Annotated in this window: 24 protein-coding genes; 17 read left to right on the top strand and 7 right to left on the bottom strand. The window is 68.0% G+C overall.

Annotated elements, in window-relative coordinates; all coding sequences use genetic code 11:
- Positions 1-96: 96 nt before the first annotated feature.
- Positions 97-1,770: a phospholipase C gene (locus tag ACVK00_RS23060; RefSeq protein ID WP_284889019.1), complete on the bottom strand. Its 1,674-nt coding sequence runs from the start codon at positions 1,768-1,770 to the stop codon at positions 97-99.
- A 347-nt stretch (positions 1,771-2,117) separates the two neighbouring features.
- Here ACVK00_RS23060 and ACVK00_RS23055 point away from each other — a divergent pair, with 347 nt between their 5' ends.
- On the top strand, positions 2,118-3,029 hold the full coding sequence (locus ACVK00_RS23055) for a DMT family transporter (RefSeq protein ID WP_284889018.1): 912 nt from the start codon (positions 2,118-2,120) through the stop codon (positions 3,027-3,029).
- 45 nt (positions 3,030-3,074) lie between these two features.
- Here the strand turns inward: ACVK00_RS23055 and ACVK00_RS23050 are convergent, their stop codons facing one another.
- Complete coding sequence (locus ACVK00_RS23050) at positions 3,075-3,548, bottom strand: Lrp/AsnC family transcriptional regulator (protein WP_006759289.1); 474 nt, start codon at positions 3,546-3,548, stop codon at positions 3,075-3,077.
- A 319-nt stretch (positions 3,549-3,867) separates the two neighbouring features.
- On the opposite strand from ACVK00_RS23050, the gene ACVK00_RS23045 reads away from it, so the two are divergent.
- From ACVK00_RS23045 to ACVK00_RS23020, 6 genes are all read left to right on the top strand, one after another.
- Positions 3,868-5,253 (top strand): amino acid permease, encoded by a 1,386-nt coding sequence (locus tag ACVK00_RS23045; protein WP_105831010.1) that lies wholly within the window; start codon positions 3,868-3,870, stop codon positions 5,251-5,253.
- 43 nt (positions 5,254-5,296) lie between these two features.
- Positions 5,297-6,499 carry an amino acid aminotransferase gene (locus ACVK00_RS23040; RefSeq protein ID WP_228909869.1) on the top strand — a complete coding sequence of 401 codons (1,203 nt, stop codon included), beginning with the start codon at positions 5,297-5,299 and terminating at the stop codon, positions 6,497-6,499.
- Positions 6,500-6,629: 130 nt separating this feature from the next.
- Positions 6,630-7,028: a DUF488 domain-containing protein gene (locus ACVK00_RS23035; protein WP_011658771.1), complete on the top strand. Its 399-nt coding sequence runs from the start codon at positions 6,630-6,632 to the stop codon at positions 7,026-7,028.
- 116 nt (positions 7,029-7,144) lie between these two features.
- Positions 7,145-7,438, top strand: a complete 294-nt coding sequence (locus ACVK00_RS23030; protein ID WP_166723715.1) for a DUF1488 family protein — start codon at positions 7,145-7,147, stop codon at positions 7,436-7,438.
- Between the two features lie 16 nt (positions 7,439-7,454).
- Complete coding sequence (locus ACVK00_RS23025) at positions 7,455-7,694, top strand: hypothetical protein (protein WP_006752669.1); 240 nt, start codon at positions 7,455-7,457, stop codon at positions 7,692-7,694.
- A gap of 143 nt (positions 7,695-7,837) precedes the next feature.
- Positions 7,838-8,191, top strand: coding sequence for a metal ABC transporter ATPase (locus tag ACVK00_RS23020; RefSeq protein WP_228909870.1), 354 nt, complete (start codon positions 7,838-7,840; stop codon positions 8,189-8,191).
- A 22-nt stretch (positions 8,192-8,213) separates the two neighbouring features.
- On the opposite strand, the gene ACVK00_RS23015 is transcribed toward ACVK00_RS23020, so the two are convergent.
- The 3 genes from ACVK00_RS23015 to lhpI all read right to left on the bottom strand — a co-directional run bounded on the left by ACVK00_RS23015 (position 8,214) and on the right by lhpI (position 10,545).
- Positions 8,214-8,993 carry a helix-turn-helix domain-containing protein gene (locus ACVK00_RS23015; RefSeq protein WP_228909871.1) on the bottom strand — a complete coding sequence of 260 codons (780 nt, stop codon included), beginning with the start codon at positions 8,991-8,993 and terminating at the stop codon, positions 8,214-8,216.
- 17 nt (positions 8,994-9,010) lie between these two features.
- On the bottom strand, positions 9,011-9,418 hold the full coding sequence (locus ACVK00_RS23010; protein WP_228909872.1) for a response regulator: 408 nt from the start codon (positions 9,416-9,418) through the stop codon (positions 9,011-9,013).
- 191 nt (positions 9,419-9,609) lie between these two features.
- Entirely contained in the window at positions 9,610-10,545 is a 936-nt protein-coding gene (gene lhpI, locus ACVK00_RS23005) for a bifunctional Delta(1)-pyrroline-2-carboxylate/Delta(1)-piperideine-2-carboxylate reductase (protein WP_284889017.1), read from the bottom strand.
- Positions 10,546-10,808: 263 nt separating this feature from the next.
- Here lhpI and ACVK00_RS23000 point away from each other — a divergent pair, with 263 nt between their 5' ends.
- The 7 genes from ACVK00_RS23000 to ACVK00_RS22970 all read left to right on the top strand — a co-directional run bounded on the left by ACVK00_RS23000 (position 10,809) and on the right by ACVK00_RS22970 (position 18,854).
- Complete coding sequence (locus ACVK00_RS23000; protein WP_228909874.1) at positions 10,809-11,546, top strand: FadR/GntR family transcriptional regulator; 738 nt, start codon at positions 10,809-10,811, stop codon at positions 11,544-11,546.
- A 121-nt stretch (positions 11,547-11,667) separates the two neighbouring features.
- Entirely contained in the window at positions 11,668-12,789 is a 1,122-nt protein-coding gene (locus ACVK00_RS22995; RefSeq protein WP_284889016.1) for a branched-chain amino acid ABC transporter substrate-binding protein, read from the top strand.
- Positions 12,790-12,843: 54 nt separating this feature from the next.
- The gene (gene lhpH / locus ACVK00_RS22990) at positions 12,844-13,851 is read left to right on the top strand and encodes a trans-3-hydroxy-L-proline dehydratase (protein WP_284889015.1); all 1,008 of its coding nucleotides are present in this window, start codon (positions 12,844-12,846) and stop codon (positions 13,849-13,851) included.
- Positions 13,852-14,047: 196 nt separating this feature from the next.
- Positions 14,048-16,615 (top strand): penicillin-binding protein 1A, encoded by a 2,568-nt coding sequence (locus tag ACVK00_RS22985; protein WP_354123086.1) that lies wholly within the window; start codon positions 14,048-14,050, stop codon positions 16,613-16,615.
- A gap of 78 nt (positions 16,616-16,693) precedes the next feature.
- On the top strand, positions 16,694-17,569 hold the full coding sequence (locus ACVK00_RS22980; RefSeq protein WP_284889013.1) for a PilZ domain-containing protein: 876 nt from the start codon (positions 16,694-16,696) through the stop codon (positions 17,567-17,569).
- 281 nt (positions 17,570-17,850) lie between these two features.
- Positions 17,851-18,180 carry a DUF4148 domain-containing protein gene (locus tag ACVK00_RS22975; RefSeq protein WP_354123085.1) on the top strand — a complete coding sequence of 110 codons (330 nt, stop codon included), beginning with the start codon at positions 17,851-17,853 and terminating at the stop codon, positions 18,178-18,180.
- Between the two features lie 269 nt (positions 18,181-18,449).
- Positions 18,450-18,854, top strand: coding sequence for a lysozyme inhibitor LprI family protein (locus ACVK00_RS22970; RefSeq protein ID WP_175702438.1), 405 nt, complete (start codon positions 18,450-18,452; stop codon positions 18,852-18,854).
- Between the two features lie 71 nt (positions 18,855-18,925).
- Here the strand turns inward: ACVK00_RS22970 and ACVK00_RS22965 are convergent, their stop codons facing one another.
- Together ACVK00_RS22965 and ACVK00_RS22960 are read right to left on the bottom strand one after the other, a co-directional pair.
- Positions 18,926-19,573, bottom strand: coding sequence for a response regulator (locus ACVK00_RS22965; RefSeq protein ID WP_166723874.1), 648 nt, complete (start codon positions 19,571-19,573; stop codon positions 18,926-18,928).
- Positions 19,570-21,681 carry a PAS domain S-box protein gene (locus ACVK00_RS22960; protein WP_284889012.1) on the bottom strand — a complete coding sequence of 704 codons (2,112 nt, stop codon included), beginning with the start codon at positions 21,679-21,681 and terminating at the stop codon, positions 19,570-19,572. The genes ACVK00_RS22965 and ACVK00_RS22960 overlap by 4 nt, the downstream gene beginning before the upstream one ends.
- Positions 21,682-22,002: 321 nt before the next feature.
- Here ACVK00_RS22960 and ACVK00_RS22955 point away from each other — a divergent pair, with 321 nt between their 5' ends.
- The 3 genes from ACVK00_RS22955 to ACVK00_RS22945 all read left to right on the top strand — a co-directional run bounded on the left by ACVK00_RS22955 (position 22,003) and on the right by ACVK00_RS22945 (position 24,542).
- A complete protein-coding gene (locus ACVK00_RS22955) occupies positions 22,003-22,476 on the top strand; it encodes a universal stress protein (protein WP_228909881.1) in 474 nt (157 codons plus the stop codon).
- 364 nt (positions 22,477-22,840) lie between these two features.
- The gene (locus tag ACVK00_RS22950) at positions 22,841-23,347 is read left to right on the top strand and encodes a cupin domain-containing protein (RefSeq protein WP_011658785.1); all 507 of its coding nucleotides are present in this window, start codon (positions 22,841-22,843) and stop codon (positions 23,345-23,347) included.
- Positions 23,348-23,513: 166 nt separating this feature from the next.
- Positions 23,514-24,542 (top strand): DedA family protein/thiosulfate sulfurtransferase GlpE, encoded by a 1,029-nt coding sequence (locus ACVK00_RS22945; RefSeq protein WP_228909882.1) that lies wholly within the window; start codon positions 23,514-23,516, stop codon positions 24,540-24,542.
- The last annotated feature ends 288 nt before the right edge of the window (positions 24,543-24,830 follow it).

Raw genomic sequence — 24,830 nt, 5'->3', positions numbered from 1 at the left:
TCGGGCGCGGCGTAAAGGCGGCGCGTTAAATGGAAACGGCCGGCGCACGATGCGCCGGCCTGCTGCTGCTTGCTGTTACCGGTCAGGCAATACCGGTCAGATCGACGGCGCCGCGCTCAGCACGGTGCCTTGCGTCGGATCGAGATACAGCGGCGCCGTATTCGGCTTCGACGAGAAGTCGAACAGCCCGCGCAGGTCGCCCGCCGTCGCATCGAACGAACCGCCGCCGATGCGCTGGCCGCCGAGCCAGTTGTCCTCGATGAAGCGCACGACGGACGCCTGGTCGATCATCGTGTGGTCGACATAGTTCTGCTTCGCGTACGGCGAGATCACGACCAGCGGAATGCGCACACCCGGACCGCAGCGGCCGTTCACGGTACCGCCGTTCACGCCGGTGGTGCCGCCCGAGCCGCAGGCGCCGTTGCCGTTCACCTGGTCGACCGCATCGGACGACGCGCGGGTCGGCGCCGTGTAGGCGTGGTCGTACCAGCCGTCGGAGTCGTCATAGGTGACGATCACGGCCGTGTTCTGCCAGTCGGGCTGCTGCTGCAGGAAGTTGACGACCTTCGTCACGAACGCCTGCTCGTCGAGCGGATCCGAGTAGCCCGCGTGCGCATCCTGCGCGGCCGGCGCCTTGAGGAAGCTGACCGACGGGAAATTGCCGGCCTTCACGGCCGCGAAGAAGTCGTCGCTGTCGTACTGGTGGTTCGCCGGTTCGGCCGTCTTGCCGTCGGATTGGACGCTCGAACCGATCGCCGCGACGCTACTCGGACGCGTGTGCTGCGGGTTCGCGGTCGACGCGTAGTACTGGAACCAGTTGTGGTGCGGGATGTAGTCGGTCGTCGCGGCGTTCACGGCGGTGGCGATCGTGCTGCGGTTACAGCCGGTCGTGCCGTTGCCGTTGGTCGTCGACAGGTTGAAGCCGCCCATGAAGCCGCCCCACGTAATCTTCGCGGCGTTCAGCAGGTCGCCGATGTTCTTGCCGCTCATCATCGCCTGGTCGGTCGTGCTCGAGCACACGTCGAAGCCGGGGTCGACGTCGTTGATCATCGTGAAGCCGCCCTGGCCGTCGTTGATGTAGTACGAGGTGGCCGCGAGCGTCGACGGCTGCTTCGACGTCTTGACGATCTGCATCCCGTTGGTCTGGCCCGACACGACGTTCAGCGCGCCCGGCGTCGACGGGCCGTAGACCGTCGTATACGCGTTGTCGCTCATCGCGAAGCGCTGCGCGTAGTTCCACAGCGCGGTGACGGTGTTGCCGTCGAAGTAGCCCATCACCTGGCCCTTCGTGCCGAACGCGCCGGCGCCGCCGGACGAGCCCTTGCCCGTGTATTTCGGGAACAGGTCGGCGAGGCCGTTGTCCTCGGCCTGCTGCTCGGCTGTGTACGCGTGGTTCTGGTCGGCGGTCGCGGCCTGCGTGCGGTCGAGGCGGAACGGGTTCGCGGCGTCGGTGCCGTTGGCCGTGTTCGTGAAGTTCGGGTTCGCGGTGAGCAGCGTGCCCGTCAGCCCGTTGATCGTCGGCGTGCCGGGCTTGGCGGTGAAGGCCGGTTCGCCGGACGGGTTCGACGCGTTCGGGTAGGTGCCGAAGTAGTGGTCGAACGACACGTTTTCGCCGTAGATCACGACGACGTGCTTGATCGGCGTGGCGGTCTGCAGCGCATCCTGCGACGACACCGCGGGCGTCGACGTCGGATCGTCGCTGCCGCCGCAGGCGAACAGCGCAAGCGCTGCGGCTGCACAGGCGGTGACGAGCAAGGCTTGACGGAACATCGGGAAACTCCAGGTAAGGTGTTCGATGGTGGCGAGCGGCCCCGTCGCCGTCTTGGTTCGGCGCGGGGCTCGTGATGGAGCACCGGCATTGAAACAGTCCGGTATGAAGATATGGGGGCGAATCGGTTTCGCGACGGTTGCGCCGCGGTATCGATTCCATTACGGCGCGACGCGGCGCGAAAGACAGCGGAAAGGCGCGGGCGGATGCAACCGGCGCGACACATTCGGCGGCGGGCGCGGTCGTCGCCGTGCATGCCGCGCCGGGCGGGCCGCGGCGCGCGGCGGGCCGGTCCGTCCGCGAGGTCGTGCAGCGGGCTTTTTTGACAATCCGGTGACACATTCATACGATGATCGGCCCGCGGCAACGATTTCGCGTTGCCAGCCGTCAGCGAGTATTCAACGTGCCGATCCCCGTTCTGCTTGCCGTCCTGTGTGCCGCCTTCCTGCATGCGTCATGGAACGCGCTCGTGCGCAGCAGCGGCGACCGGCTGCGCTCGGCCACGGTGCTGCAGATCGCGATCGGGCTGTTCGCGCTGCTGTTCCTGCCGGGCGCCGCGCCGATCACGCCGGTGAGCTGGGCCTGCGTCGTCGCGTCGGCGGTGATCCACGTCGTCTATACGTTGCTGCTGGTGCGCGCGTACGAGCACGGCGACCTGAGCGTCTCGTATCCGGTCGCGCGCGGCACCGCGCCGCTGCTCGTCACGCTGGGCGCGGCGGCGTTCGCGGGCGAGCGCCTGAACGCGGGCGCGCAATGCGGACTCGTGCTGATCTGCGCCGGCATCATGGCGATCGGGCTCGAGCGCGGGCGGGGCGCGCCACACCGGATGGCGCCCGTGTTGCTGACCGCGTTCGCGACCGGCGTATCGATCGCCGCGTACAGCGTGGTCGACGGGATCGGCGTGCGGGAAAGCGGCAGCACGGTCGGCTATACCGGGTGGATGTTCGTGCTGACCGGGCTGCTGATGGCCGCGTATTACCGGCTGCGCGCGGGGCCGCTGCGGCTCACGCACGATATCGGCGAAACGGCGAAGGCCGCGTGCGGCGGCGTGTTCGCGGCCCTCGCGTACGGGATCGTGATCTGGGCGATGGATCGCGCGCCGATGGGACCGGTGTCGGCGCTGCGCGAAACGAGCGTGGTGTTCGCGGCGCTGATCGCGCGCGTGTATCTCGGCGAGCGGCTGACGCCGCGTCGCGCGGGCGGGTGTCTGGTGATTGCTTGCGGGGCGCTGCTGATCAGCGCGTTCGAGGCGGTGCGGTGAGCGCGACTGGCGAAGCCGCTTCCCGCGGGAGTGCGTGGCCGTCCATCAACTTTCCAACGGCATCGCACTCGTGCACTTGATTTCATCGAGACACACGCTCGAATGCACGCCGCTCACGCCGGGAATGCGCATCAGCGTTTCGAGCAGGAACGTGGACAGTCCCTTCAGGTCATGCGCGACGACCTTCAGCACGTAGTCGATATCGCCCGTCACCGAGAAACATTCCTGGATCTGCGCGAGATCCGACACGAGTTTCTGGAACTTCGACAGGTCACGGATATGCCCGCGCTCCATCGTCACGTGCACGAACGCGGTGACGCCGAACCCGAGCGTATCGGGGCACAGACGGGTTTCGTAGCGGCGGATCGCGCCGATCTCCTCCAGCCGGCGGTGGCGCCGCAGCGTCTGCGCGGGCGACAGGCCGACGGCCTTCGCCAGATCGAGGTTCGACGCGCGGCCGTTCTCCTGCAATACCGACAACAAGTGGCGATCGATGCGATCGAGAACCGGTTCAGGCATTTTTGTTTCCTCGTCTGTCTCCGGGGTGCAATTTTATCTCATAATGTAGGGTTTGCATGAGCGGGTTACGCAACCCGATTTCGCCGTCGCGACGCTAAACTGACGCCGGATTTTCGTGTGCGGCCGCAGCGACGCGGGCGAGGACGACGGTCGGCGGCCGGGCTGGCGGGCCTGCCGACAGGAATCGGGCGTCACCGCGCGAAGATCGCAGTCCCCAACCCGGCGGCTCCACGAACGGCCGCCGGCACAGCAAAACAACGCCCGGCACACCGAGGCGTGCCGCACCGCTCCCGGCGGCGGCGGGCAACATGGAGAAGACATGGTTTCTGGAAACGAGAAGGACGGCCTGAAGCGGGGGCTGAAGAACCGGCACATCCAGCTGATCGCGCTCGGCGGCGCGCTCGGCACGGGGCTGTTCCTCGGCATCGCGCAGACGATCAAGATGGCCGGCCCGTCCGTGCTGCTCGGCTACGCGGTGGCCGGCGTCGTCGCGTTCTTCATCATGCGCCAGCTCGGCGAGATGGTCGTCGACGAGCCGGTGGCCGGCTCGTTCAGCTACTTCGCCGACAAGTACGTCGGTCACTTCACCGGCTTCCTGTCCGGCTGGAACTACTGGGTGCTGTACATCCTCGTCAGCATGGCCGAGCTGTCGGCCGTCGGGATCTACGTGCAGTACTGGTGGCCCGGCGTGCCGACCTGGGTGTCCGCGCTGGTGTTCTTCGTCGCGATCAACCTGCTGAACCTGGCGAGCGTGAAGTCGTACGGCGAGACGGAATTCTGGTTCTCGATCATCAAGGTCGCCGCGATCGTCGGGATGATCGGCTTCGGCGGCTGGCTGCTCGCGAGCGGCCATGCGGGGCCGGAGGCGAGCATCGCGAACCTCTGGCAGCACGGCGGCTTCTTCCCGAACGGCGTGTCGGGGCTCGTGATGTCGATGGCGGCGATCATGTTCTCGTTCGGCGGGCTGGAGCTGATCGGCATCACCGCGGCCGAGGCCGACGATCCGAAGCACAGCATTCCGCGTGCGACCAACCAGGTGATCTACCGGATCCTGATTTTCTACATCGGCGCGCTGGCGGTGCTGCTGTCGCTGTATCCGTGGGAAAAGGTCGTCACCGGCGGCAGCCCGTTCGTGCTGATCTTCCATGCACTGAGCAGCAACCTGGTCGCGAACGTGCTGAACGTGGTCGTGCTGACGGCCGCGCTGTCGGTCTACAACAGCGGCGTGTACAGCAACAGCCGGATGCTGTTCGGCCTCGCGAAGCAGGGCAACGCGCCGAAGGTGCTGTGCTCGGTGAACAAGCGCGGCATTCCGCTCGCCGCGCTCGGCGCGTCGGCGCTCGCGACCGGCGCATGCGTGCTGGTCAACTACTTCATGCCGGGCAAGGCGTTCGAGGTGCTGATGGGCCTCGTCGTGTCGGCGCTGATCATCAACTGGGCGATGATCACGCTGATCCACTTGAAGTTCCGCCAGGCCAAGCGCATCGCCGGAGAGCAGACTTCGTTCCGCAGTCTGGGCTATCCTTTCACGAATTACCTGTGCCTGGTGTTCATGGCCGGCATTCTCGTCGTGATGTACCTGACGCCGGATCTCCGCCTGTCGGTGTACCTGATCCCCGTATGGCTCGCGGTGCTCGCGATCGGGTATCGCTTCCGTCAGAAGAATGCGGGCTACGCGATGCGCGACGGCGCGTCCGCGCGCTGACACGGGCACCACGACCATTCTTCCAGACGAGACCGATATAGCCATGTTCGAACACATCGACGCGTACCCGGGCGATCCGATCCTGACGCTCAACGAGAACTTCCAGAAAGATCCGCGCGATCAGAAGGTCAACCTGAGCATCGGCATCTATTTCGATGCCGAAGGCCGGATTCCCGTGATGGGTGCCGTGCGCGAAGCCGAAACCGCGCTGCAGCGCGACCTCGGCCCGAAACCCTACTTGCCGATGGTCGGCCTCGCCGCGTATCGCGACGCCGTGCAGGCGCTCGTGTTCGGCGCCGATCACCCGGCGCGCGCGGCCGGCCGCATCGCGACCGTGCAGACGCTCGGCGGCTCGGGCGCGCTGAAGGTGGGCGCCGATTTCCTGAAGCGCTATTTCCCGGACGCGCAGGTGTGGCTCAGCGATCCGAGCTGGGAAAACCACCGCTTCATCTTCGAGCGTGCCGGCTTCACGGTGAACACGTACCCGTACTACGACGAGGCGACGGGCGGCCTGAAGTTCGACGCGATGCTCGCGGCGATCGACGCGCTGCCGGCGCGCAGCATCGTGCTGCTGCACGCGTGCTGCCATAACCCGACCGGCGTCGATCTCGACGAAGGCCAGTGGGAGAAGCTGATCGACGTGATCGAGGCGCGCGGGCTGCTGCCGTTCGTCGACATGGCGTACCAGGGCTTCGGCGCGGGCCTCGACGCGGATGCGTTCGCGGTGCGCGAACTGGCCCGCCGCGGCGTGCCGGCGCTGGTCGCGAACTCGTTCTCGAAGAATTTCTCGCTGTACGGCGAGCGGGTCGGCGGCCTGAGCGTCGTCTGCGAGGATGCGGCCGCGGCCGAGCGCGTGCTGGGCCAGCTGGCCGGCGCGGTGCGCTCGAACTACAGCAACCCGCAAACCTACGGCGCGAAGGTCGTGGCGACGGTGCTCGACACGCCGGCGCTGCGCAAGCAGTGGGAAGAAGAGCTCGCCGCGATGTGCCGCCGCATCGCGCGGATGCGCCAGTCGATCCACGACGGCCTGCGCGACCACGTCAGCGGCGAAGCGCTCACGCGCTACGTGAAGCAGCGCGGGATGTTCACGTACACGGGCCTGACCGAATCGCAGGTCGACGCGCTGCGCGAAGTGCACGGCGTGTACATCCTGCGTTCGGGCCGCATGTGCGTCGCGGGCCTGAACGATTCGAACGTCGGCATCGTCGCGGAGGCGATCGGCAAGGTGCTGAAGAGCGGCGTCTGACCGCACGCCTCCGGGCGCCCGATCGTTTCGCCGAAACCGGCTGTCTCCTCCGTGGAGGCAGCCGGTTTTTTGTTGCGCGGCAGCGGCGCGGCGCTACGATGGAAGCTCGAACGCATGACGAAGGAGCGGCATGGCAATTCGAATCGTACGGCTCGGCACGCCGCGCGCGGCCGGCGAGGGCCTGAGGATCGGCACGGTGCGGCGACCGCCGCGCGGCGTACCCAAGGCGGAATTCGCGTCGCGCAACTACTATGATGTATGGTTGCCGACGCTGTCGCCGAGCCCCGAGCTCGTCGCGCAGGCGCTGGCTGCCGAAACCGACGCCGAATGGCGCGCGTTCACGCGGCGCTTTCGCGCGGAAATGGCGCATGGTGACGCGCCGAAGGTGCTGGACCTGCTCGCCGCGCTGTCGGCAACGAGCGCGTTCTCGATCGGCTGCTACTGCGAGGACGAACGCCGCTGCCATCGCGGCGTGCTGCGCGAATTGCTGGCCGAGCGCGGTGCGGCAATCGACGCGGACGCGGGCTGAACGCCGGCCTGGCCATGCGAGGGGCGCCGCATCGTGCGGCGCAGCGAAGCCGTTGACGTGGGTCAAGCGTGCGGCCGTGCAGGCGGCTATGCTCATGTCATGGGATCGTCACGACGATGACAGGCGGACAGATGCAGATTGCCTTTCCACCGGAACCGCCCGAATATTGCGCACGCGATCTGGTCGTCGCGTTTTCGGCGCTGGTCGATGGCCGCTGCGTGCAGTGCGCGATCACGGCCGAAGCGCTGGAAGACCATTTCGGCGCGCCGTCACTGCTCGAGCGCGATTTGCTGGCTGCGTTCGAAGCGCATCGGTCGGCGATCGATGCGATGGCACGACGGATGCTCGAAGAAATCGGCGGACGGCCGGTGTTGCTGCACAGTGGTCATTTCCGGCTCGACGAAGACTGATCCCGCAGGAGGGCGCATGACACTGCAAGGTACGATTCATGAACGCGACTGGTCGGTCGAAATCGAGACGCGACCATGCGAATCCGGTGAGTTCCGCTGTCGTGTGTCGGTCGAGCATGGCACGGGGGCGGCGCGTTTTCATCACACGTTCGAGCACAGTCACGCGTATCCCACCGAGCACGAGGCGGCGATCGAAGGGCTGCGGGCCGGGATGACGTGGATCGAAATGAAGGCGTCGCAGACATTCAGCGTATAAACCCTCTCGCGCCGATGGATGCGCGCAGGTGGTGCTGCCAAGGGCAGTGATCGCCGCGTCAGTCATCGCGCCGCGTACGGGACAAGGGACACACAGTGACAGCTACGCGGTCGACGAGCGCCGATCTCGTCAGGAGGCGCGCCATGGGCGTGGGCATGCAGATCGTCTGCGTCGGATTCACGGGGTCCGCCGCGCTCGAAGCCGAAGCGGGGGCGCAGCTGGTGCGGCTCGAACGATTCCGCGCACGGCTCGACGATTGCCGGCTGACGATCGAGTCGCGCGCGATCGGCGAAGGCGATCGGACCTACGACGTGCGGCTCGAGCTGGTCATGCACGATCGCGCGCCGGCCTCGCTGCCGTGCAGCACCGGCGACGACATGAACGAGACGCTACGCCGCGCGTTCGCGCAAGCCGAACAGGCGCTGTCCGCCTGGCAGGCGGACGAACCTGAAGCGGTCGCATCGCGTGCGGTCGCGACGGGCGCCGCCGCGCAATGATGCTTGCCGCGCGCGCGGTCCGTCAGACCTGGGCGAGCGCCTGTGCGTCGATGATCCGCACGCGCTTGCCGCGCGTTTCGACGAGCGACTCCCGATGGAACCGCGAGAACATCCGGCTGACGGTCTCGAGCTTCATGCCGAGATAGCAGCCGATTTCCTCGCGCGTCATCCGCAGGTTGAATTCCGATGCCGAATAACCGCGCGCCTCGAAGCGCGACGACAGGTTCAGCAGGAAATGCGCGACCCGCTGCTCGGCCGACATCGTGCCAAGCAGCAGCATCTGGCTCGATTCGCGGACGATCTCGCTGCTCAGCATCTGATAGAGAAAATGCTGCATCGATTTCATTTCGCGGCATGCGGCTTCGAGCGCGACGAACGGGATGATGCACACGACGCTGTCCTCGAGCGCGATCGCGTCGCAGCAGTGCCGGCCGTTGCCGATGCCGTCCATGCCGAGCGTTTCACCGGCGATCTGAAAGCCGTTCACGTGCTCGCGGCCGTCGCGATGCATCATCACCGTCTTGAACGAGCCCGCGCGCACCGCATAGATGCTCTGGAACGGGTCGTCGGTGCGGAACAGCGCGTCGCCCTGGCGAACGTGCCGGGTCGAGCAGATGATCGCGTCGAGGCGGCCGTATTCGTCCGCGGTCAGGTCGGGCGGCAGGCACATCGAGCGCATCGCGCAGACGGAGCAGCGCGCGGCCGGATGTTTGGCGGTGTCGGCGCGTGCGACCGCGTGAAGCGGAATCGGTGGCCGAACCGCGACGGGTGGGGCTGTGGCGAAGGCGGTGACGGTAGACATGAATCACTCCGGCTCGATCAGGGTTGGTGCGCGCGAGCGTGCACCAGGGATTCGATGACGCGGCATGCGGCGTCGAATTCGGCGGTCTTGTCGAAGAAATAATCGGCTCCGGCCGCCGCGCATGCCTCTCTGAATGCAAGCGCCGAGTGGTTCGTCAGCACGATCGTGACGACGGGCGGCGCGGCCTTCGACAGCATCCCGATCAGGTCGAGACCGCTGCCGTCCGCGAGCCGCAGGTCGACGATCACGACGTCCGCGCGGCTGCTGCGGATGTGCGTCCACGCGTCCTGGCCGTCTTCCGCTTCGCCGACGACCACGACGCCGCCGATCGCGCCGACGAGCAGCGCGATCCGTTGCCGCACGGCGACGGCGTGATCGACGAGGAACACCCTGAGCGCGACGGCGGGTGACAGGCTGGCATTCATGCCGGCAGTATCGTGTTGCGCCGCCGAAAATGAAATCGGCCGAATTGGAAGTTTGTGTAGGCCGCTTCGACGCGATGTAGGGCGTTTCCTACAAGCGTGTGCGAAAGCGGCGGCGACGCCCGCGTCGGGCCGCCGGGCGCGCGGCGCGCAGGCGGCTGTCGGCCGCTGCCGTCGTTGCCGCCGCCGTCGAATCAGCCGCCCCGGCGCGCGTCCAGTGCATCGCGTGCCGTGCGGCACGCGGCCAGATCCCATGCGGCACAGCCGACGGTCTTGAACAGCAGCGGTCCGCTACGCTCGAATGCGCCGCGCAGGACGTCGGCGAGCGACGCGACCTGTTGCCAGTCGACCTGCGCGACGATCAGGTCGCCGGCCTCGTGGCGCGCGCCGGCCGGGTCGTCGACGACGAGCCGGCTGTGGCGCACGGTGTCGGCGTCGATCTCGGCGGCGTCCGCGGTGAACGCGCCGACGCCGACCACGAGGCGGCCTTCGCGCGCCGCTTCGCGATAGACGGGCGTGCGGCTCGTCGTCAGCGTGACCACGACATCGATCGCATCGGGAATCGCGTCGCCGTCGAGCGGCGCGAGCTGCGGCGCCTGCGCGCGGTGCGCGGCGCAGAACGCGGCCGCGCTGTCGGCGCGCGAGCCGCGCACATGCAGGCGCGCGTCCGGAAAGATCGCCGCCAGCGCTTCCGCGTGATTGGCCGCCTGCTTGCCGGTGCCGATCAGCAGGATGTCGCGCGGCGCGGCGCCGTGCAGCGCCTGGATGCCGAGCGCGGTGATGGCCGCCGTGCGGCGCCCGGTGACGGTCGGGCCGTCGAGCACGAAGCGCATCTCGCCCGTCGTCGCGTCGTATGCGCTTACCTGGCCGAGGATCGTCGGCAGCCCGCGCGCGGCGTTGCCGGGGCACACGTTCACGAGCTTGTGGCTCGCGAGGTCGCGCGCGCTCGACGGCATCGACAGCATCACGCCGCCCGCCTGCAGCGGCACGACGAGCCGTTCGGGGCTGACGATCTCGCCCGCCGCGTATTCCGCGACGGTGTGCGTGAGCGTGGCGAGCAGCGCCGGGTAGTCGAGCAGCGCGGCCGTTTCGGCGGCATCGAAAGCGGGAATCCGGGAGGGAGCGTTCATCGTGTCGGTCGGTTGGATCGGTGAGCGTGGACGACGGGCGCATCGCGCGCTCGCCACGAAAGCTGCCGGAAATAGCCACGGCAGACGGTCTGGATCAAATCTATACCAGTTGACGGCCGTCCGGCAAGCCGGAAAATCGGGCAGATTACCGATTTTGGTTCTAATATCCGTCCAGATGGGCCGTCGTACGGACCGGCCCCGGTGCGCTTCGGTCTCGTGCGCACCCATTCCCGACCACGCCCCCGACCTGGCAGGAGCCCCAGATGATGTCCGCGCGTCCCGAATCCCTTGAAGCCGGTTTCCGGCCGCTGCAGATCTACGAGCAGGTCGCCGAGAAGATCCGCGACGAGATCCGTGCGGGGCGCTATGCGGCCGATGCGAGGCTGCCGTCCGAGCGCGAACTCGCGGCGCTGTTCCAGGTCGGCCGGCCGGCGGTGCGCGAGGCGCTCGGTGCGTTGCAGAACGAAGGGCTGGTGTTCACGAAGCGCAATTCGGGCACCTACGTCGTGCCGGCGCCGCTCGACGTGCTCGCGCAGCGCGGCGACGCGCGAAGCGCGCCGGATGCGGACTTCAGCCCGACGTCGACGCTCGACGTGCGGCTCATCCTCGAGCCCGCGATCGCGCGCCTCGCGGCCGCGCACGGCCGTGCCGATCCCGTCGCCGAAGGCTATCTCGCGCAGATGGAAACCATCACCGATGTCGACGACCCGCGGCAGCGCGCGCTGTGGAACGAGAGCGACCGGCTGTTCCACCGGCAGCTCGCGCTGATGACCGGCGACGCGCTGATCGTGAAGATCGCGGACGAAGTCGCGAAGACGATGGACCAGCCGCTGTGGAAACGGCTGAAGGACGACGGCATCTACGACGCGGGCCGGATCCGGCTCTACGTGTCCGAGCATCGGCTGATCTACGAGGCGATCGTGTCCGGCGACGCCGATGCGGCCGCGTTCTATGTGGAGCAGCACATTCTCCGCGTGCGGCGCGATATCACGCCGAAGTAACGCACGCCGCGTCATTTTGGTCTGAAATATGACCAGAATCGTAAATAGTATTTTGAAATTGCTTGCATCGTGACCATGCGTGTCCTACATTGGTTTCACACAAAACCAATCAGGAGACATCATGCGATACCTCATTACCGCGCTGTCGGTGGCCGTTGCCGCCGGCGCGCTGTCTTCCGCGCACGCGCAGGAAGTCGTGACGATCGGCCACTCGGCGCCGCTGACCGGCCCGCAGGCCGCGAACGGCAAGGACAATGAAAACGGCGCGCGCCTCGCCGTCGAGGAGCTCAACAAGGCGGGCGTGAAAGTGGCCGGCAAGACGGTCACGTTCAAGCTGGTGTCCGACGACGACCAGGCCGACCCGAAGGCGGGCGTGCAGGTCGCGCAGAGCCTGGTCGACAAGGGCGTCGTCGCGGTGCTCGGCCCGTACAACTCGGGCGTCGCGATTCCCGCATCGCGCGTGTACTCGAATGCCGGCGTGCCGATGCTGCCGGTCGCGTCGAACCCGGCGCTCACGCGCCAGGGCTTCAAGAACATCTTCCGGATCGGCGCGAGTGACGAGCAGCTCGGCGGCACGATGGCGACTTTCGCCGCGAAGACGCTGAACGCGAAGACCGCCGTGGTCATCGACGATCGCACCGCGTACGGGCAGGGGGTCGCCGAGCAGTTCGCGAACGTCGCGAAGGCCAACGGGATCAAGATCGTCGACCAGGAGTACACGAGCTCGTCGGCGACCGATTTCCTCGGCATTCTCACCAAGATCAAGGCCAGCAATCCCGACGTGATCTTCTTCGGCGGCTACGCGGCGCAGGGCGCGCCGATGGCGAAGCAGATGAAGCAGCGCGGCTTGCGCGCGAAGCTGCTCGGCGGCGACGGCATCTGCTCGGCCGACATGGGCAAGGTCGCGGGCGAGGCCGCGTCGATCGTCTATTGTGCGCAGGGCGGCGTCGCGCTCGAGAAAACGCCGGCCGGCCGCGCATTCCTGAAGAAGTACCACGACACCTATCACACGGAGACGCAGGTCTACGGCGTCAACTACTACGACGGCATGAAGCTGCTCGCCGACGCGATGGTCAAGGCCGGCACGACCACCGACAAGGCGAAGCTGATCGCGCAACTGGCGAAATCGAACTACGCGGGTATCGCGGGCACCTATTCGTTCGACGAACACGGCGACCTGAAGGGTGCGCCGACCACCGTCTACGTGATCCGCAACGGGCTGCCCGAGCCGTACGCGAAGTAACCGCCACCGGACGGCGCCGCGGCGCCGTCCTTCGTCTTCACGCTTTCGATCCTCATGAAAATTTCCCGATCCCTTTCCACCGTCGAAGTCCATACCGGCGGCGAAGCCTTCCGCATCGTCACGAGCGGGCTGCCGCGCCTGCCCGGCGACACGATCGTCCAGCGCCGCGCGTGGCTCAAGGAGAACGCCGACGAAATCCGCCGTGCGCTGATGTTCGAACCGCGCGGCCACGCCGACATGTACGGCGGCTACCTGACCGAGCCGGTGTCGCCGAACGCGGATTTCGGCGTGATCTTCCTGCACAACGAGGGCTACAGCGACCATTGCGGGCACGGCGTGATCGCGCTGTCGACCGCCGCGGTCGAGCTCGGCTGGGTGCAGCGCACGGTGCCGGAGACGCGCGTCGGCATCGATGCGCCGTGCGGCTTCATCGAGGCGTTCGTGAAATGGGATGGCGAGCACGCGGGGCCCGTGCGCTTCGTCAACGTGCCGTCGTTCATCTGGCAGCGCGACGTGTCGGTCGACACGCCGTCGTTCGGCACCGTGACCGGCGACATCGCGTACGGCGGCGCGTTCTACTTCTACGTCGACGGTGCGCCATTCGACCTGTCGGTGCGCGAAGCGGCGGTGGAGAAGCTGATCCGCTTCGGCGCCGAAGTGAAGGCCGCCGCGAACGCGAAGTATCCGGTCGTGCATCCGGAGATTCCGGAAATCAACCATATCTACGGCACGATCATCGCGAATGCGCCGCGCCATCCGGGCTCGACGCAGGCGAACTGCTGCGTGTTCGCGGATCGCGAGGTCGACCGCTCGCCGACCGGCTCCGGCACCGGCGGACGTGTCGCGCAGCTGTACCAGCGCGGCCTGCTCGCGGCCGGCGACACGCTCGTCAACGAGTCGATCGTCGGCACGGTGTTCAAGGGGCGCGTGCTGCGCGAGACGACGGTCGGCGACATCCCGGCCGTGATTCCGGAAGTGGAGGGCAGCGCGCACATCTGCGGTTTCGCGAACTGGATCGTCGACGAGCGCGATCCGCTGACCTACGGTTTCCTCGTGCGCTGAACGCCGGCGCACGGCATCGGGTTGTACCAGGTTGGCGCGCAGTCCCGTTACCGGGCGCGCGCCTTTTTTATTGTGAAACTGCGCGATCGGATGCCATTCGCACGGGCCCGGCACGGCCGCCGGCCGGTGTGCCGCGCGAGTTTTGGTACGATGCTGCCTTTCCAGCCGATCCCCCACCCGCGTGAATCGCCGAAACGTGTCGTCAGTGCGTGACCTCTGTGTCAAATGGGTCGCGCGCGCCCAACCCGTCGCGGCCGCTGCCGCCGTGCCCGTCAAGCGTGTCCTGGCCACCGCCTGGCGCCGTCTCCGTCATCCGACGCGCCGCGGCGTGCTGCTCGCCGCCGCCGCCGTGCCGGTGCTGTTCCTGCTGTACGTGCTGGTGCTGATTCCGTTCACGCCCGGCATCGGCGACATCCGCAAGGCGCGCGTCGACCAGCCCGCGCAGGTGCTGTCCGCCGACGGCAAGCTGCTGGCGGAATTCAAGCCGTCGAACCGCGAATGGGTGCCGCTCAAGCAGATTTCGCCGCACATGGTCGATGCGCTGATCGCGACCGAGGACCACCGCTTCTACGAGCACCACGGCCTCGACTGGAAGCGCACGGCGTCGGCCGCGCTCCATACGTTCTCCGGCGACCGCCAGGGCGGCTCGACGATCACCCAGCAGCTCGCGCGCAACCTGTATCCGGACGAGATCGGCCGCGCGCCGACGCTCACGCGCAAGGTGAAGGAGGCGATCACCGCGCTGAAGATCGAGGCCATCTACAGCAAGCCCCAGATTCTCGAGACCTACCTGAACACGGTGCCGTTCCTGTACAACGCGTACGGCGTCGAGATGGCCGCGCGCACCTATTTCGACAAGTCTGCCGACCAGCTCGATGTGCTCGACAGCGCGACGCTCGTCGGGATGCTGAAGGGCAACAGCTACTACAACCCGGTGCTGAACCCCGAGCGCGCGCTGCAGCGGCGCAATACGGTGCTCGGCCAGATGGTGAAGTACGGCAAGCTGTCGCCGGCGCAGTTCGCGCAGTTGCAGCGCCGGCCGCTGCGCGTCGATTTCGAGCGCCAGAAGGAGCCGCCGGGGCCCGCGCCGCATTTCGCGCAGCAGTTGCGCAAATGGCTGATCGGCTGGGCCGACCGCAACGACTACAACATCTACTCGGACGGGCTGATCGTGCGCACCACGATCGATGCGCGGCTGCAGCAGATGGCGACCCAGGCGCTGGCGCAGCAGGCGAACCAGCTGCAGGGGATCGCGAACAACGCGTGGAGCGGCCGCGACGGCTGCGGCACCGACAACGAGGTGTTCCGCACCTTCATGCGCGAGTCACCCGAGTACAAGGCCGCGCAGGACGCCGGCAAGGACGATGCGGCCGCGATGAAGCAGCTCGCCGCCGATCGAGGCTTCATGCGCGCGCTGTGCAAGGCGAAGACCGACGTGCAGGCCGGCTTCGTCGCGATCGATCCGCGCGACGGGCAGATCCGCGCGTGGGTCGGCAGCCGCGACTTCACGAGCGAGCCGTTCGATCACGTGTCGCAGGCACGGCGCCAGCCGGGTTCGACCTTCAAGCCGTTCGTCTATGGCGTCGCGTTCGCGAACGGGATGAAGCCGGACGACACGTTCGTCGACCAGGCGGTCGAGATTCCGCTGAAGGGCGGCGAGATCTGGCGGCCGAACGACGACGTGCCGCCGTCCGGCAAGCCGATGACGCTGCGCGACGCGGTCGCGCTGTCGCGTAACCGGATCACCGCGCAGGTGATGGAGAAGGTCGGCCCGGCGGCCGTGGCGCGGCTCGCGCGCGACATGGGCGTGCGCGAGAGCCCGCTCGAGCGCGTGCCGTCGCTTGCGCTCGGCACGAGCCCCGTGACGCTGAAAGAGATGGTCGCGTCGTACGCGACGATCGCGAACGGCGGGCTGTACGTCGAGCCGCAAATGGTCACGCGCATCGAGACCCGCCAGGGCGACGTGCTCGCCGAATACGCGCCGGCGCCGCCCGAGCGCGCGCTCGATGCGGAAACCGACAAGATGCTGCTCGACGTGATGCGCGACGTGGTGACGCGCGGCACCGGCGGCAGCGTCCGCACGCGCTTCGGGATTCGCGGCGACGTGGCCGGCAAGACCGGCACCACGCAGGACAACGCGGACGGCTGGTTCATCCTGATGCAGCCGGGGCTGGTCGCCGGCGCGTGGGTCGGCTTCGACGACGGCCGCGTGACGCTGCGCAGCGACTACTGGGGGCAAGGCGCGCACAGCGCGCTGCCGATCGTCGGCGACTTCTTCCAGCGCGCGCAACGCGCCCGGATCGTCGACACGAAGCTGAAATTCGATACCGAGCCGTCGCCCGGCTGGTTCGCGTCGGCGCGCGAGCGGGTGACGGACCTGTTCGCCGGGTGGTTCGGGCCGGAGTCGAAGCAGGCGGCGGCGCCCGTGAGGACGCAGCGTATCGAGCGTCAGCCCGAGGCGGACGCAGACGAGGCGTCCGCCGCGTCCGCCGCGTCGGCGCCCGAGGCGGCATCCGGCGGCATCGTCGAGGAATGGATTCCGGCGTCCGAGGTGGCGGCGTCGGCCGCTGCGTTGTCGGCGGGGGCGTCGCAACCGCAGGCCGTGCAGCCGCCGGCGACGGGAGGCAGCGCGGCGAGTTCCGGCAACACCGGTGGTGGCGGCCTCGGCTCCGCACCGGCCACCGCGCCTTCTGCCGTCCCGGCGCCGTCACCGGCACCGGCCCCTGCGCCGGTTTCACCCGACGCGGCCAGCGGTTCGGAGTAACGAGCCGTTCAGAATTCGCGCGATGCTGCCGTAATCACGTTGTCACGACAGCTCGCGCGGTTGCGCCGCGCCTTTCCGATGCGGTCTATCACCGATCACGTCGCGCTCGCGCGCGATGACGTCGCCGCCGGCGTCCCGCTCCGCTTCGATCTCTACGATGCGGGCGGCGCCGCGCTGTTGCCCGCCGGCGCCACGCTGCGCGATCCCGCGCAGTATGACTTCCTGTTCGATCACTTCCGGCCAGTTCGCCGGCGCGATGACGCCGGACCCGGTGCGTCCGAGCACGACACCGTGCCGGCAGCGGCGCACATGGGACTGTCGGCCGGCGCCGCGATCGGCATCCGCCGGCGGGTCGGTGCGGCCCGCGTGCTGCAACGCTGCCGGTTGATCGGGGTCGGCGCATCGGGCGTGCTGTTCGTCGAACCGCGGCCGTCGGCCGTGTTCGACTTTGTCCGCGGCGACGACGTCGAGGCGGTCGCGATCGGCCGGTCGGCGGTGTCGCGCTTCGGTGCGACGGTCGAGGCGGTGCAGGCCGCGGGCGGCGCGCCGTTCATGGTGCTGTCGCCGCCGGGCTTCGTCGACCGGTTGCGCACCCGCGCCGAGCCGCGCGTGCCGGTACGGATCGCGGCCTGCTGCACCGGCGGGCCGGCGCAGGCCGACGGCATCGGCATCGTTCACGATCTGAGCCTGAACGGATTGTCGATTACGGTCGACCGGCCGCTCGCGGCCGCCGGCGAGCCATTGCACGTGCAGCTGCCGTACATGGACGGAGACCGTATCGCATTGCTGACGCTCGACGGCACGGTGCGCGCGGTGCACGTCGATCCCGCGACACCGGGCTGGACGCTTCATCACGCTGCGTTCAGCGAAATCGCCGCGGCCGACCGGATTCGCCTCAAGGCGTTGCTGTTCGACCTGTCGGTGGAAGGCGCGGAGGCCGATCAGGTCCGCTGACGTGCGCTCGCCGTTTCACCTCGGGCCGCCGTCGTTCATGGCCCGGGGGATCGGCCGGCCCAGGCCGGGCATGCCACAGCGCGCCGCGGTTTATTGGGCGCGGATGTGACGTTAATCCTCTGACGATTAGACCGAATGCGCGGCAATTGTACGGAATTCGGTCAACAGTGAATTTGCGATTTAAGTATTTACCCTGATAGCCGAGCCGCCTAGACTTTCATTCATGCGCAACGACTACCGAGTCCGAAGCGCCTGACAAAACAATCTGGAGGTAACGCATCATGAAATCGCTGATCAAGGCAGTTGCACTGGCCGCACTGGTGGCCGCACCGATCGTGTCGTTCGCCCAATCGAACCAGCAGCCGCTGACGCGCGCGCAAGTGCGTGCCGAGCTGGTCCAGCTCGAGAAGGCCGGCTACAACCCGAACGACTGGATGAACTATCCGGAAAACATCCAGGCCGCACAGGCAAAGATCGCAGCAGTCCAGAACACCGGTGCGCAGGCTGACGCAACGGGCTACGGCTCGAACCCGGTCGCGACGTCGCAGTCGGGCCAGCGCGTGACGGTGCCGGCCGTCGCCGACCGTTCGTCGGTGTACTTCGGTCACTAAGCCATCCGCAGCGCGGCCTCCGGGCCGCCGGCGAGACCGTATCGAAAAGCCCGCACTCATGTCGAGTGCGGGCTTTTTTGCGTCCGCGGCACGCGTGGCGCCGGCTGACAATCCGCCGCGCGTGCGCTAGCATCGCGGTCGGCATCGCCACGCCACGGCAGCCGTGGCGGATGGCGTGGCGCCGGCTTGTCCGCGATGCCGCGCGCCGAGGCGCGGCGACAAGCCCGGCACGAGGTTCCACCAATCAACGAAAACAAACAGGAGCATCCATGCGTGTCTTGACCGGTCTGCTGTGCGCGCTCGCGCTGACGGCTAACCTTGCCCATGCGCAGTCGAATTGTGCGGACGTGACGGATCAGGCGGCGATGACGGCGTGTGCCGATCGCGCGTACAAGAAATCCGACGCGGAGCTGAATCGCACTTATCAGGCCGTCACCGCGCGCCTGCGCGATGCGAAGCCACTCGCCGAGAAACTCGTGAATGGGCAGCGCGCGTGGATCGCCTACCGCGATGCCGAATGCAACTTCTCCAGCGCGAACGCCGAAGGCGGCAGCGCGTATTCGATGGTCGTGTCGACCTGCCTCGACGATCTGACCAAGATCCGCAACGAGACGCTGAAGGGGTATCTGTCCTGCGAGGAAGGCGATCTCGCGTGCCCGGTGCCGGCGAAGTAAAAGCCGCGCGGCGTCCGGCCGGCCCGCACGTCGCGCGGCCGGCGCAAGCACGTGGTTAGCGTGAACAGGCGCTAGACGTCGTCCGTTTCGTCGAGCAGCTTGTGCCGCATCGCATAGCGGACCAGCGCCGCTTCGTGCGGCATCTGCATCTTTTCGAGGATCCGGGTCTTGTAGGTGCTGACCGTCTTCGCGCTCACGCACAGCGCCTGCGCGATCTCGGTCAGCGTCTGTCCGGCAGCAATGCGGCGGAACACGTCGAACTCGCGATCGGACAACCGCTGGTGCGGCAGCGTCTCGGCCGGCTCGTTCAGGCTCTGCGCGAACTGCTCGGCCATCGCGAGGCTCACGTAGACGCCGCCCGACGCAACCTTGGTCACCGCGCCGACCAGTTCGGCGCTCGCGCTTTCCTTGGTCAGATAGCCCGATGCCCCGGCACGGAATGCGCGCACCGCGTATTGCTGTTCCGCGTGCATGGTCAGCACGAGCACGCGCAGCACGGGCTTCTCGTCCTTGATCTGCTTGATCAGCTCGACGCCGTTGCGGCCCGGCATCGACAGGTCGAGTACCAGCACCTGCGCGGGCGTCGAACGAACCAGCGCGATCGTCGACGGGCCGTCGCACGCTTCGCCGGCCACCTCGAATCCGGTGGCGTTCTGGAGGATGTGCCGCAGACCGTCGCGCACGAGCGTATGGTCGTCGGCGATGAGCACCTTGATCATGTGAGGGTGGTTTCCTGTTGAACTGTGCCGAGCGGGAAGGCGACGGTGATCGAGAAGCCGCGCGCGAGCGCGGTGTCGATCGTCACGTTGCCGCCCAGCATGTGTGCGCGTTCGCGAATGCCGATCAGCCCGAACGATTTGTCCTCGTGGGCGCTGCCGCCCGGTGCCGCGCCGCGGCCGTTGTCCGCGACACGCAGTACGCAGAAGCCTTCCTCGATGTCGAGCCGCAGCGCGACGCGTGTCGCATCCGCGTGGCGCGCGACGTTCGTCAGCGCTTCCTGGACGATCCGGAACAGCGTGGTCGCCCCCGCGCTGGTGAACGTGAGCCCGCCCGTTTCGATGTGGCGTTCGACGTCGATGCCGTAGCGGTTCGTGAAGTCGTTCGCCAGCCACTCGATCGCGGGCACGAGGCCGAGATCGTCGAGCATCACCGGGCGCAGGTCGGCTGCGATGCGCCGCACCGACGCGACGGTCGCATCGATGAGACGGCGCATGCCCTGCAGGTGCGACAGCACGTCGTCGTCGGGTTGCGCACGGCCCGGCGCGCGCAGTTGCTGCTCGATCACCGACAGGTCCATCTTCAGCGCGGTCAGTTGCTGGCCGAGATCGTCGTGCAGTTCGCGCGCGATGCGGGTCTTTTCCTCTTCGCGTACGTTCTGCAGGTTCGCCGAGAGTTCGCGCAGTTCCTCGCGCGACTGCTTCAGCGCATTCTCGGCGCGCTGCCGCTCGGTGATGTCGCGCAGCATCACCGTATAGAGCTTGCCCGATGCATCGCGGATCTGCGAGATCGACGCCTCGATCGGGAATTCCTCGCCGTTGCCGCGCAGCCCGAACAGTACGCGCTGGCGGCCCATTTGCCGCTCGGACACACCGGTCACGCCGAACTGGTCGACGTGCTTCGCATGCGCGGCGCGAAACCGCTCGGGGATGAAGCGCGACAGCGGCGCGCCGATCGCCTCCATCGCCGACACGCCGAATACCTGTTCGGCCATCGGGTTGAAGATCACGACCGTCTGCTTCTCGTCGATCGTGATGATCGCTTCCATCGACGAACGGATGATGCCCATCATCCGCGCCTCGTTGAGGATGCCGCGGCTGCTGGCGCCGGTGTCGGCCGTACCGGCGCGGCCGCGCAGCAGTGCATGGATCAGTGCCGCGAACGCGAACGACGCGATCAACCCGGCGGCGAGCACCGTGCCCGCCGCGCGCTGCGCGCCGGTCGCGCTCGGGCGGCCGTCCGCGGAATAGGCGAGCGTCAGCACGGTGCCGCCGAAATTCAGCTGGTCGGTGCGGCGCATCAGGTCGGGCGACGCGGAGGCCTCGTCGGTCGTCGTCTCCGCACTCGCGATCGGATGCGGATCGTCGCCGGCGCTCATCCGCAGGTCGAGCCCGCGTTCCGCGTCGAGCGCGCGCTCGACCACGCGATTCGGGCTGAGCTCCGCGAACAGCACGCCGCCGGCACCCGTGTCATGGGCGCCGGCTGGCGGGACGGGCGTGCGCGAGGAAGCCGTCGCCGGCACGAACAGCATGAGGATGCGGGTATCGCGAGACGTATCGTCGTCGGCCGGATGGATGCCGAGTGCGACATTGCCGGTCCGCAGCGCGCGTGCCAGCGGCGCCTGATCCGGTGCGCCGAAGCGCGCGCCGGCCACGCTCGACAGCGGCGCGCTGAGCGTCGCGACCGCGAACGGGCCGGCCGGCAGCGGCGCGTCGCCGACGAGCGCGGTGCGTGTCGCAGGCGACAGCGGCGCATAGCCGAGCTGCCGGACCGGCGAACGCCCGCTGTCGAGATCGAGCGTGTCGGCATACCGGCGCCATTGCTCGGGTGTCATCTGCGGCGCGAGCAGGAACGCGCCGCGCGCGCTTTCGAGCACGGCGGCGCCGGCTTGCAGCTCGTGACGCAGCATCGCCGTCACGTGCGATGTGCGGCGTTCGAAGCGCGTATGCACGGCGCCTTGCCACTGCTCGCGCACCAGCAGCGCGACGCCGAGCGACAGCGCCGCACCGGCGAACAGCGCAGCGACGCCAGCCACGAGCGGCTGGCGTAACATGGTCGGAAGGCGCGTGGGCCCTCGGGCGTCACGCGACGGGATGCCACTGGGGGTCATTCGATTGGCCATTCTGGTGTCGGGGCCGCCCGTGGCGCTCGAGCGGTGCGGCAAAAGCGGGAAAAACTCGCACCGGCCACGTGCGACGTTTGTTTTCAAGCTGAAATTGTGCGCGTTTTATACGTTTTTTGTAATAGGGTCAGCTAAAAACGCGATAGCCGGGCGGTGCAGCGGGCGTTCCGGCGGCGTTTGACGCGCGTCAACGGGCGCGTCGGCATGTGGGGGCAGACTGTTCGGCAGACGAGCCGGCATCGGGTCGGCTCGCGGTGACGGGCGCGTCGTGGCGCGGTGCGCGGCGCGTGCCCGGTGGGAGGGCGGACCATGTACAAGCGGATTTTCGTCGGGCTCGACGGCGGCCCGAGTGCGCGTCTCGCGCTGAACGAGGCGATCCGGATCGCGGTGGCATCCGGCGGCGAGGTGACGTGCGCGTATGTCGTCGAGCATCGGCCGCAGCTCGTCGACGTCGATGCGGGTTTTGCGGCCGAACGTGACCGCGACGCGGCGGCGACCGCTGCGGCGACGCCCGTGCTCGACGACGCGAGAGCAGCGCTCGCGCAGCAGCATGTGCCGGGCACCGTGCGCGCGCTCGACGCGTACGGCGAGGACATCGCCACGGTGCTGATGCGCACGGCGGCCGAGACCGGTGCCGATCTGATCGTGATGGGGACGAGCGGGCGGCACGGCTTGCGCCGGCTGCTGCTCGGGAGTGTCGCGGAATCGCTGCTGCGCTCGGCCGACCGGCCGGTGCTGCTGGTGCGGCACGACGAGCCGGCCGTGGTGGCAACCGCGCGATGACGGTGGTGCGGCGCTGACGCGCTGACGCGCGAGCGGCGGCGGGCAGGGGGCTGCCGCGCGGATGACGGCGTGAGGGCGTGACGTCGTGGTCGGTCGCGTGTCCGGCACATCGATCAACGGGCCGTGCATGCGCGGCCACGCAGGGGCGTGATCGCATCGCCCCGGTTGCATCGTGACCGGCACTTCTGGCAGCATCGACCGGTGTCCGCTTCATCGTCGCGCGGGTTCCGCGCGCGATCCAGTCGTCGCGTGCATGGCCGCGGCGACCGACGCAGCGGCACGCGACGGTGCGGGAGATTGCATGTGCGATCGGCCGCGCGGTGCGTCGCGTGCCCGGTTTCCTACCTTACCGACGTCATCCGCCATGCCGATTTCCGCCGCTGACCTGATTCACCAGTTCGATCTTCAGCCGCATCCCGAGGGCGGCTATTTCCGGGAAACCTACCGCGCGGCCGATACCGTCGTGCGTCCTGCCGACGGCGCGCCGCGCGCGGCGTCGACCGCGATCTACTACCTGTTGTGCGACGGCGCGTATTCGTCGTGGCACCGGATCCGTTCCGACGAGGTCTGGCATTTCTACGCGGGCGATCCGCTCGAAGTGTGGGTGCTCGACGAGCACGACGGCCTGACGATCCATCGGCTCGGCAACCCGCTCACGCATCCGGGCACCGTGTTCCAGGCCGTCGTGCCGGCCGGACGCTGGTTCGGCGCGCGCTGCGCATCGCCGGAGCACGTGGCGCTCGTCGGCTGCACGGTCGCGCCGGGGTTCGAGTTCGCGGAATTCGAGCTCGCGGACGCGACGGCGCTGGCCGCCGCGTTTCCCGAATACGCGGAATACGTCGCGGGGCTCGCGCAGCGCCCTGACGCATGAGCGTGCCGGCTGCCGCCGACGGCAGCCGTTCCGCGCGGTCCCGGCCAAACCCGTTTAGAATGCAACGTGGTGCAGGATCGGCCGCGGACCTGCCGCGGCGATCGCTGCCAGCCGTATCGACGGCCGCCTCCGTCGCACGGTCCGCATGTCTTCCAGGAGCGCCGCCGTGTGGCACTTTCCCATTGCAATTCCCTCGTCGCTCGGCCCGTGGGCCGTGTTCGCGAGCGTATTGATCACGCAACTCGGCGTGCCGGTGCCGGCCGTGCCGATGCTGATTCTCGGCGGTACGATGGCGGCAATGGGGCAGGCGTCCTGGACGAGCATGTTCGTGGCGGCGATCGGCGCGACGATGCTCGCCGATTCACTGTGGTTCTTCATGGGCCGCACGCGCGGGCGGCGCTTGCTGAACGGGCTCGTGCGCTTCTCGCTGTCGCTCGACACGACGCTGCGCTTCGCGCGTAATGTATTCGAAAGATACGGCGCGCCGCTGCTCGTTCTCTCCAAATTCCTGCCGGGCCTCGGCCTCGTGTCGGCGCCGCTGCTCGGCACGACCGCGATCGGCGTCGGCGTGTTCCTGTTCTGGGATCTGGCCGGCGCGTCGTTGTGGGCCGCGTTCTGGCTCATCGGCGGCGCGGCCGTGCATGACCAGATCGTCCAGTTCGTGCTGTGGGTGCGCGCGAGCGGCGGCACGATCCTCGACGCGTTCCTCGCGATCTTCATCACGTTCCTGCTGTACCGCTGGGTGCGCCGCGTGCAATTCCGCCGCTACCTCGCGCAGGTGCGCATCTCGCCGCCGCAGCTCGTCGAGATGATGACGTCGAGCGAACCGCCGCTGATCTTCGATGCGCGGCCGCGCGCGATTCGCGAGCGGGAGCCGTACCGGATCGCCGGTGCGGTGCCGGTCGATCTCGATTCGCCGGACCTGCTCGATCCGGAGCTGCTGAAGCGGCCGATCGTCGTGTATTGCGTGTGTCCGAACGAGGCAACCGCGAAGCGTCTGATCGCGAAGATGCAGCGCAAGAAGATGCTCCACAACATCAGGGCGCTGAAGGGCGGCCTCGATGCATGGGAGAAGCACGGTTATCCGGTCGAGCCGATGCCGGCCGATGCCGATGCGTCGCGGTATTTCGTGCGGCCGACCCACGGTGCCCCGCTCGAGGGCGAATATACGGTGCGGGCGACGTTGTCGAAATGAATCGTGCGCGCCATGCCGCGCACGTTCCGATTCCGCCACCGGTTTCGCGCTTCTCGTTCGCGCGAAAATCGGCTGGCGCGAAACCTCTGATCCCGTAAGCGAACCAGCGAAAATCCGCCGCGCCGCGCGCCGTACACGCGCACGCACCGCATCTCGGCCCGCACGCGTATTGATCACGATCATGCACGCGCCGGCCGGACGACATATGCTGTCTGAATCGTTTGTCCGCGCTTCGCGTGGCCATCCGCCGATCCCCGCGACCGCGCCGGCCGTCCGCCCGCCGCGTGC

The organism is Burkholderia sp. PvR073 (assembly GCF_054055695.1).
This window is presented reverse-complemented; position numbering and strand designations above follow the sequence as displayed.

What these genes read in the sequence shown, in the direction of transcription:
- ACVK00_RS23060 (WP_284889019.1), bottom strand. Translation starts at nt 1,770, where the DNA reads ATGTTCCGTCAAGCCTTGCTCGTCACCGCCTGTGCAGCCGCAGCGCTT.
- ACVK00_RS23055 (WP_284889018.1), top strand. Translation starts at nt 2,118, where the DNA reads ATGATCGGCCCGCGGCAACGATTTCGCGTTGCCAGCCGTCAGCGAGTA.
- ACVK00_RS23050 (WP_006759289.1), bottom strand. Translation starts at nt 3,548, where the DNA reads ATGCCTGAACCGGTTCTCGATCGCATCGATCGCCACTTGTTGTCGGTA.
- ACVK00_RS23045 (WP_105831010.1), top strand. Translation starts at nt 3,868, where the DNA reads ATGGTTTCTGGAAACGAGAAGGACGGCCTGAAGCGGGGGCTGAAGAAC.
- ACVK00_RS23040 (WP_228909869.1), top strand. Translation starts at nt 5,297, where the DNA reads ATGTTCGAACACATCGACGCGTACCCGGGCGATCCGATCCTGACGCTC.
- ACVK00_RS23035 (WP_011658771.1), top strand. Translation starts at nt 6,630, where the DNA reads ATGGCAATTCGAATCGTACGGCTCGGCACGCCGCGCGCGGCCGGCGAG.
- ACVK00_RS23030 (WP_166723715.1), top strand. Translation starts at nt 7,145, where the DNA reads ATGACAGGCGGACAGATGCAGATTGCCTTTCCACCGGAACCGCCCGAA.
- ACVK00_RS23025 (WP_006752669.1), top strand. Translation starts at nt 7,455, where the DNA reads ATGACACTGCAAGGTACGATTCATGAACGCGACTGGTCGGTCGAAATC.
- ACVK00_RS23020 (WP_228909870.1), top strand. Translation starts at nt 7,838, where the DNA reads ATGGGCGTGGGCATGCAGATCGTCTGCGTCGGATTCACGGGGTCCGCC.
- ACVK00_RS23015 (WP_228909871.1), bottom strand. Translation starts at nt 8,993, where the DNA reads ATGTCTACCGTCACCGCCTTCGCCACAGCCCCACCCGTCGCGGTTCGG.
- ACVK00_RS23010 (WP_228909872.1), bottom strand. Translation starts at nt 9,418, where the DNA reads ATGAATGCCAGCCTGTCACCCGCCGTCGCGCTCAGGGTGTTCCTCGTC.
- lhpI (WP_284889017.1), bottom strand. Translation starts at nt 10,545, where the DNA reads ATGAACGCTCCCTCCCGGATTCCCGCTTTCGATGCCGCCGAAACGGCC.
- ACVK00_RS23000 (WP_228909874.1), top strand. Translation starts at nt 10,809, where the DNA reads ATGATGTCCGCGCGTCCCGAATCCCTTGAAGCCGGTTTCCGGCCGCTG.
- ACVK00_RS22995 (WP_284889016.1), top strand. Translation starts at nt 11,668, where the DNA reads ATGCGATACCTCATTACCGCGCTGTCGGTGGCCGTTGCCGCCGGCGCG.
- lhpH (WP_284889015.1), top strand. Translation starts at nt 12,844, where the DNA reads ATGAAAATTTCCCGATCCCTTTCCACCGTCGAAGTCCATACCGGCGGC.
- ACVK00_RS22980 (WP_284889013.1), top strand. Translation starts at nt 16,694, where the DNA reads ATGCGGTCTATCACCGATCACGTCGCGCTCGCGCGCGATGACGTCGCC.
- ACVK00_RS22975 (WP_354123085.1), top strand. Translation starts at nt 17,851, where the DNA reads ATGAAATCGCTGATCAAGGCAGTTGCACTGGCCGCACTGGTGGCCGCA.
- ACVK00_RS22970 (WP_175702438.1), top strand. Translation starts at nt 18,450, where the DNA reads ATGCGTGTCTTGACCGGTCTGCTGTGCGCGCTCGCGCTGACGGCTAAC.
- ACVK00_RS22965 (WP_166723874.1), bottom strand. Translation starts at nt 19,573, where the DNA reads ATGATCAAGGTGCTCATCGCCGACGACCATACGCTCGTGCGCGACGGT.
- ACVK00_RS22960 (WP_284889012.1), bottom strand. Translation starts at nt 21,681, where the DNA reads ATGACCCCCAGTGGCATCCCGTCGCGTGACGCCCGAGGGCCCACGCGC.
- ACVK00_RS22955 (WP_228909881.1), top strand. Translation starts at nt 22,003, where the DNA reads ATGTACAAGCGGATTTTCGTCGGGCTCGACGGCGGCCCGAGTGCGCGT.
- ACVK00_RS22950 (WP_011658785.1), top strand. Translation starts at nt 22,841, where the DNA reads ATGCCGATTTCCGCCGCTGACCTGATTCACCAGTTCGATCTTCAGCCG.